Here is a 6985-nt window from a genome sequence, read left to right on the forward strand (position 1 = left end):
TTATGAAATCCGACAAAATCCGAGAAAATTAATTTATTTTTGTTAAAATGTCTGAATATAATACCTGAATAAACTTCTTAATATTAACCTTTGCTTTACGATTTCCGTGATCTTCTATCTGAGTCATAAGCTGACGAATTTCTTTAAAGTCAAAGTATCGAGGTGCGTAATATTCAAATTCGGAGTTTGTATAATCCACGACACCTAAATTAGCGAGATTTATCATCGCTGCTAATATTGTACGGCGTACACGCTGTTCAATGGCTTTACTTTCCTTCAAAATTTCATCTGGTGTAGCCTTTGTGACAGCTGCAATTTCCTCATAAAGTTCCTTTAATGGAGGAAGTGGCGCAATTTTGTGCTGATGTGCAAGCAATGTTTCGATGATAGCTATAATATCTTCGCTTCCGAGTTCACCAACGATACCCATATCATTTAAGATGGATTGAATATGATCACGTGATGTTGCTTTATGATTTATTTGTTCACTTAGATCGATATTTGTAAGTGATTGGCGAATAATAAGCAATGAGTTTTTTAGGCGAAATTGTTCAGTTGTTTTACGTAAAACATTCTCAACCTCAATACGGTTTATAGGTTTATGAATAAAGAAATCTATACCTTGCTCATATGCCTCACCTACCATTTCCTTATTCACTACTTGAGAAATCATGACAAATTGTCCCTCAAAACGATTTTGAATAAGGTGCTCGACTGTTGCTATCCCATCAAGCTTAGGCATAAGCAAATCAATCAGCACAAACTCTGGCTGTGTCATTAAAATTTGTGGAATGGCGTCCTCACCATTGCGTGCTTCACCAATTACTGTACCTAAACCACTATCTTCAATAATTTGCTTTAACATGACCCGACTTGCACGATCATCATCTACAATAAAATACCTCATTTAAGTCTCTCCCGTTTGAATAGTTTGCGTAGGAACTGTAATTTTAAACATCGTGTTTTGATTGTTTGATTCAACGGTTATTGAGCCATTTAATTTATTTACCAATTCAACAACATGTGAAAGCCCAATACCTGTTGCTGCGACACCGTCTACATTATATTTTGTGGTGTATCCAGGTTCAAAAATAATAGAGAGATTACTTTGTGGGATACCCTTCCCGTTATCACATACTGTTATTAAAGTATCATCCTGTTGCTGCTGAATGGCAATAGAAATGATGCCTTGACCATCGATTGCTTCAATAGCATTAGCTGTTAAATTATTTAAAAGTGCAAGCAATGCAATATGTTCTTTCGTTTGAAAATCGCCGTCAATTTTTATTTTAAACTCAATTTCTTTCCTTAAAAATTCTGCGTATTTACTGTTGCCGTCTTCGATAAAATGTAATAATTCTGATAATCTTAGGGAGCCAAAGCTCTTCTCCCCAACAATTTTAGAAATACCTGCATAAATGCGTTGCGAATCCTTCTTTACTTCATGAATTTCCTGGGCAATATGAAGTGCCTGTAAACTTTCTGCACGATTGCCTAGAGTTTTTAACTGTCGATATAAATCAAACCCGCTGGCTGTAATTACTTCTATGTGGTTCATAGATTTTTTTAAATAAAGTGTCTCAACATATAAATCTGAGCCGATAGTAAGCATCTCCTGAACACGTTTTTTTTGCTCAGCGATTAAAATGGAACTATAAATACCAACAACAAAAAAACTACGTAATAAAGCAACTGCTAACAGTATAAGTAAATCATGAAGGAGTAAAAAAGTATAAGAATTTATTAAAAAACGAAATAGTTGTTCCACTAAATTACTGAATACTTCACTAAACGCAACTAGCAATCCAAGAAATAGTGGTTTTTCTCTATATTGATGAATGCTTAGAATTTGTAGGCATATTGCAAACAGTATATAAAATGCAGCAGCAGGTAAATGTATAAGTAAACCATCTACTAATGGAACATCATGTATAGAGTAATTAATGATAACTCGAAAAATGGTTGTCACGATGCTCGTAGTAATTCCAGCCAAAATGATAGGTGTAGGTCTAAGTAGAGTGCATAAAAAGAAAATAATACTTCCTAATCCAAAACGAAAAGGTGTATCAGCGAAAGGCATTATTTTAATCTCACTACCGATAGCAGTTAATAGAGCAATTATTAAAATCCAAGTGAGGGATGCTCGAGATAAGTAAAATTTCGAGTGCATAAAAAAATCCTTCCTAATCAATATTAACGAAGCAATATAGCAAAGAAAAAGTTTGCTAAGAGCTCGTTTCGTGTTTGCAATAAAAGTAATTGTACCACTACTTTTGATATTGCGTTGAGGTAGAACTCGACTTCGAAACGAAAGCGTTTTTGTCTAAAGAAAATATGATATAGATTATTCCCAGTTATAAAATCATAATTTACAATAAAAAAATACCACAACCTAAGTGGAAGTGGTATCTAGTAAGTGTTACATATAATTTTTAGGCAAAAAAAAACGGCTACTTTCGTAGTCGGAATTTTAAAACTGGAGGAGGTAGAGGGATTCGAACCCCCGCGCGGTGTTACCCGCCTGTCGGTTTTCAAGACCGATCCCTTCAGCCAGACTTGGGTATACCTCCATGTTGTTTTGTTGCATTGTCTCATCGACAAGAATTAATTTATCATATTTTAAAATACACGTCAACATATTTTCTCATGTTTTTTTATAATTGTTTATTTACAGTACAGATAGAATGTTCCATACAAATATTATGTGTATTAAGTTGCAATTTATTAAAACAGAAAGTATACTAGTTATTGCCGTGCTAGGTGGGAAGGTAGCGGTGTCCTGTAACTCGCAATCCGCTCTAGCGAGACTGAATTCCTTTTTCGAGGCTGTCCGTATTGTTTGGTCTGCCTTTTGCACGTAGTGTTGACGATTGGGTCCTGCGCAATGGATACCCATGAACCATGTCAGGTCCGGAAGGAAGCAGCATTAAGTGGTCTTATTCATGTGCCGCGGGGTTGCCTAATCTGAGCTAACGACAAGAGTAACGCTTATGTGCGGCTGTCGAAGAAAGGTGCACGGCATTAAATTGCCAATTCAAACGCATCCGTCTACAAAAGGCGGATGCGTTTTTTTGTATTATTTTTTATAATATTTGTTAGATTTTTTAGACGTATGGGCAATACCAGAACGTTTGAAGAAGTTATAAATAGTGCTAAGCAAACGGATAGGAGCTGAAAGCATCGGCCTTCATTACGAGTAGTGAAAGAGAATCGTCCCGAACTTTTAGAAAAACGATGACACTATTTTATAAATAATGAGGCAAATGCTATAATAAAACTAATCTATATAATGAAGAAAAGGAGAGGAAACCATTGACGTATCAAGCATTTTATCGTGTGTATCGACCGCAATCATTCCGAGAAATGTCTGGTCAAGCACATGTCAAAAGAACGCTACAAAATGCTCTCCTAGCGAATAAAACAACGCATGCTTATTTATTTTCCGGCCCACGTGGTACCGGGAAAACAAGTACGGCTAAAATTTTTGCAAAGGCTTTAAACTGTGAGCATGCACCATCAAATGAGCCTTGTAATGAATGTGCTACTTGTTTAAGTATTACAGATGGTTCTCATCCAGATGTTATTGAATTCGACGCGGCGTCTAATTCACGAGTTGAAGAAATACGTGACATCATTGAGAAAGTTCGATTTGCTCCTGCAAGTAGCAGATATAAAGTGTATATCATTGATGAAGTGCATATGCTTTCTACAAGTGCTTTTAATGCTCTTTTAAAGACATTAGAAGAACCACCTTCTCATGCTGTATTTATTTTAGCAACGACAGAGCCCCACAAATTGCCTGCTACGATTATTTCGCGATGTCAGCGCTTTGATTTCAAGCGTCTCTCAACCAATGATATTATTGAGCGCATGAAAGTTGTATTAGAGGATATTGAGTTACCATTTGAGGAACAAGGTTTAAAGGTAATCGCACAATCGGCAGCTGGTGGTATGCGTGATGCTTTAAGCTTATTAGATCAGGTTGTATCCTTCAGCGGAGAAAAGTTGAAGCTTGAGGATACATTACTTGTTACAGGTTCTATTAGTCAGGAAGTTTTCTATGAATTAGCAGAAGCTCTAAAAGTAAAAGATGTTGCACAAATGCTAGCGCTATTAGAGCAACTTATTGCAGATGGGAAAGATCCTCTTCGTCTTTCGGAGGACCTGATTACATTTTTCCGGGATTTATTATTATTGCAAACAAGTGAAGATTTGGCTGAATTATTAGAACTAGTATCACCGGAGGAGCGAGTATTTACATTAGCGCATGATTTTGCACCGGATTTACTATACGGTTACATTGATATTTTAGCGAAAACACAGCAAGAAATGCGGTTCTCCCACCATACAAAGATTTACTTGGAAACAGCATTACTTAAAATGGTGCAGTTTTCGGGTGGGATAGTTGGTCAAACTACCACTTCGAGTGAGGTAGCTATGAGCCCTGAAATCGCTCAAAAAATCGTGGCACTTGAGCAGATGGTGCAACAACTATCAGTTCAATTACAAGCTAGTGCTCCTACACAAACGACGCAAGCACCAAAAGAGCAACGTCAACGAGCTAAAAGTCCAAATGGCTATAAAGCACCAACAGGTCGTATTCAAGAGATACTAAAGGATGCTACAAAGCAAGATGTGCAACGTATCAAATCGGTTTGGGCACAGGCATTAAGCCAAATGCAAAAATCTCAATCAGCTCTTTTAGCGGAGGCTGAACCTGTTGCGGCATCTTCAAGTGCTTTTGTGTTAAAATTCAAGTATGATATTCATTGTCAAATGGTTGCTGATAATCAATCCCTAAAAGCTCAATTCACACAATTAATTGCAGGGCAAACTGGTATTATGTACGAAATGCTTTGTACGCCTGAAGAGGCTTGGTTAAAATTACGTGAAGAGTTTATTCGTGATCATGGCCTACAGCAGCAGAAAAATTCTCAGGATGAGACCGATCATGAAGTGGAATTATTAGAACCACCACCGGCAGAAATGCCAGAAGGGCCGTTTATCGACGATGCTCAACCACTTGCTTCACAAGATCCACTTGTAACGGAAGCAGAAAAACTGTTTGGTAAAGATTTTATTGAAATTGTAGAAGAATAATCATTTAGGAGGAATATGTTTATGCGTGGAATGGGAAATATGCAAGGTATGATGAAAAAAATGCAAAAAATGCAAAAAGAAATGATGGAGGCTCAAGAGGCTTTAAATGCAGAGCAATTTGAAGGCGCAGCTGGTGGCGGTATGGTGAAAGTAACTGTAACTGGTCAACGTGAAGTCGTAGAAGTAAATCTTGATCCATCAGTAGTAGATCCAGAAGATATCGAAATGCTACAAGATTTAATCGTTATTGCTACAAATGAAGCATTGAAAAAAGTAGATGAAAAAACAAATGCAACAATGGGTAAATTCACTCAAGGCATGAACCTTCCGTTCTAGGAGGTAAATAAATGTACTATCCAGAACCAATATCGAAACTGATTGATAGTTTTATGAAATTGCCAGGTATCGGGCCGAAGACCGCGGCTCGTCTGGCGTTTTTTGTGTTAACAATGAAAGAGGATGATGTTTTGTCCTTTTCAAAGTCATTAATTGATGCTAAACGAAATTTAAGCTACTGCTCCGTATGTGGCAACATAACTGATGTAGATCCTTGCCATATTTGTACGGATAAACAACGAAATCATTCTATTATTTGTGTTGTCCAAGATACAAAAGATGTGATTGCGATGGAAAAAATGCGTGATTTCAATGGTATGTATCACGTATTACAAGGAGCTATTTCACCTATGGATGGTATTGGTCCAGAGGATATTAATGTCGCTTCACTACTAGTTCGTTTGCAAGATGAGGCTGTTCAGGAGCTTATTTTAGCTACGAATTCAACTATTGAAGGTGAGGCGACAGCTATGTATATTTCTCGTCTAGTGAAGCCATCTGGCATTCGAACAACACGGATCGCTCATGGGCTACCGGTAGGTGGAGATTTAGAGTATGCAGATGAAGTAACGTTATCGAAGGCAATGGAAGGTCGCCGAGAATTGTGAGTGAGGGATTAATATGTTCTTCCGCAGTAAGGGAAAATTAAAAAAAGAATTCGATGACAAGCTGGTGAATCTTATAAAAGAAACAAAAGAGGATTTACAGCAGGCAAAGATAATTGAGGAATTACTAGATGACTATGATTTAGAGGTAATCGCTCAACGAAAAGCGGCGGAGAGTATACATTTTTATTTATTCAAGGAAGCTAGAATTCGAAGAGTATTAATTAAATAATAGTTTTTAGCTTATTTCATTGGGTGTCCAAACATCCGCCGGAGGCATAATTGATATTCATAGAAGCAAAACAGGAAACATAAACTTTCATAATTATATTGCTAAGGGGGAAACCATTTGTCGTGGTTAGTAATTATGAGTTTTTGTGTACCTGTAGTGCTTCTTTTTCTTTATATAATAATAAGACATGCTAAAATGGGTAAAATTTTAGAAGGAATGTCTGTGTTTTGGTTTAGATTTGCCTTTGCCTTTCTTCTATTATTTATTATTCATTTAGGTATAGGGTATGCTGGCTATAATGTACCGATTAATCTATTTTCGGTGTTAACAATTGCCATTCTAGGTATTCCGGGTGTACTAGGAATAACTGCTTTAATATTTTTTCTATAAAATGCTTGCATAACAAAAGTATTGTGGTATAGTAATAGGAGTCGTTAAGATAACTGTTGGAAAACAAACAATTAAATTAAATAGAATTTAGTTGTTGACATCGGATATGCGACATGATATTATATAAGAGTTGCTGCTAAACGAGTGGCAACGAAATGAACCTTGAAAACTGAACAAGCAAAACGTAATCAATAAAGTTTTTAGTAGCTAACCTTGAGTTAGTGAAAGAAACAAAATTTTGGACATCAAACATGATGCCAGCAAAACAATTTGAGCTAATCAAATTTCTTTTTATGGAGAGTTTGATCCTGGCTCAGGACGA

General features: G+C 36.6%; 7 protein-coding genes, 1 tRNA gene and 1 other RNA gene. 6 read left to right on the top strand and 3 right to left on the bottom strand.

Annotation, left to right across the window (positions count from 1 at the left end; all coding sequences use genetic code 11):
- Positions 1–28 precede the first annotated feature (28 nt).
- The 3 genes from ACQKNC_RS21990 to ACQKNC_RS22000 all read right to left on the bottom strand — a co-directional run bounded on the left by ACQKNC_RS21990 (position 29) and on the right by ACQKNC_RS22000 (position 2570).
- Positions 29–907, bottom strand: coding sequence for a response regulator (locus ACQKNC_RS21990; RefSeq protein WP_427426848.1), 879 nt, complete (start codon positions 905–907; stop codon positions 29–31).
- Positions 908–2170, bottom strand: coding sequence for an ATP-binding protein (locus ACQKNC_RS21995; RefSeq protein ID WP_427426849.1), 1263 nt, complete (start codon positions 2168–2170; stop codon positions 908–910).
- A gap of 307 nt (positions 2171–2477) precedes the next feature.
- A tRNA-Ser gene (locus ACQKNC_RS22000) sits at positions 2478–2570 on the bottom strand.
- A gap of 181 nt (positions 2571–2751) precedes the next feature.
- Here ACQKNC_RS22000 and ffs point away from each other — a divergent pair.
- The 6 genes from ffs (at position 2752) to ACQKNC_RS22030 (ending at position 6663) form a co-directional block, all read left to right on the top strand.
- Positions 2752–3019, top strand: an RNA gene (ffs, locus tag ACQKNC_RS22005) — signal recognition particle sRNA large type.
- Positions 3020–3312: 293 nt separating this feature from the next.
- Positions 3313–5100 (top strand): DNA polymerase III subunit gamma/tau, encoded by a 1788-nt coding sequence (gene dnaX, locus ACQKNC_RS22010; protein ID WP_427426850.1) that lies wholly within the window; start codon positions 3313–3315, stop codon positions 5098–5100.
- 21 nt (positions 5101–5121) lie between these two features.
- Positions 5122–5436: a YbaB/EbfC family nucleoid-associated protein gene (locus tag ACQKNC_RS22015; protein WP_427426851.1), complete on the top strand. Its 315-nt coding sequence runs from the start codon at positions 5122–5124 to the stop codon at positions 5434–5436.
- A gap of 11 nt (positions 5437–5447) precedes the next feature.
- On the top strand, positions 5448–6044 hold the full coding sequence (gene recR, locus ACQKNC_RS22020) for a recombination mediator RecR (protein ID WP_427426852.1): 597 nt from the start codon (positions 5448–5450) through the stop codon (positions 6042–6044).
- A 13-nt stretch (positions 6045–6057) separates the two neighbouring features.
- Positions 6058–6273, top strand: coding sequence for a YaaL family protein (locus tag ACQKNC_RS22025; RefSeq protein ID WP_049662544.1), 216 nt, complete (start codon positions 6058–6060; stop codon positions 6271–6273).
- Positions 6274–6390: 117 nt separating this feature from the next.
- On the top strand, positions 6391–6663 hold the full coding sequence (locus ACQKNC_RS22030) for a pro-sigmaK processing inhibitor BofA family protein (RefSeq protein ID WP_427426853.1): 273 nt from the start codon (positions 6391–6393) through the stop codon (positions 6661–6663).
- The last annotated feature ends 322 nt before the right edge of the window (positions 6664–6985 follow it).

The organism is Lysinibacillus sp. NPDC094177 (genome assembly GCF_050279145.1).
In the GTDB taxonomy this organism is placed as follows: Bacteria; Bacillota; Bacilli; order Bacillales_A; family Planococcaceae; genus Lysinibacillus.

Coding starts and splice junctions, on each gene's coding strand:
- ACQKNC_RS21990 (WP_427426848.1), bottom strand. CDS start 907: ATGAGGTATTTTATTGTAGATGATGATCGTGCAAGTCGGGTCATGTTA.
- ACQKNC_RS21995 (WP_427426849.1), bottom strand. CDS start 2,170: ATGCACTCGAAATTTTACTTATCTCGAGCATCCCTCACTTGGATTTTA.
- ACQKNC_RS22015 (WP_427426851.1), top strand. CDS start 5,122: ATGCGTGGAATGGGAAATATGCAAGGTATGATGAAAAAAATGCAAAAA.
- recR (WP_427426852.1), top strand. CDS start 5,448: ATGTACTATCCAGAACCAATATCGAAACTGATTGATAGTTTTATGAAA.
- ACQKNC_RS22025 (WP_049662544.1), top strand. CDS start 6,058: ATGTTCTTCCGCAGTAAGGGAAAATTAAAAAAAGAATTCGATGACAAG.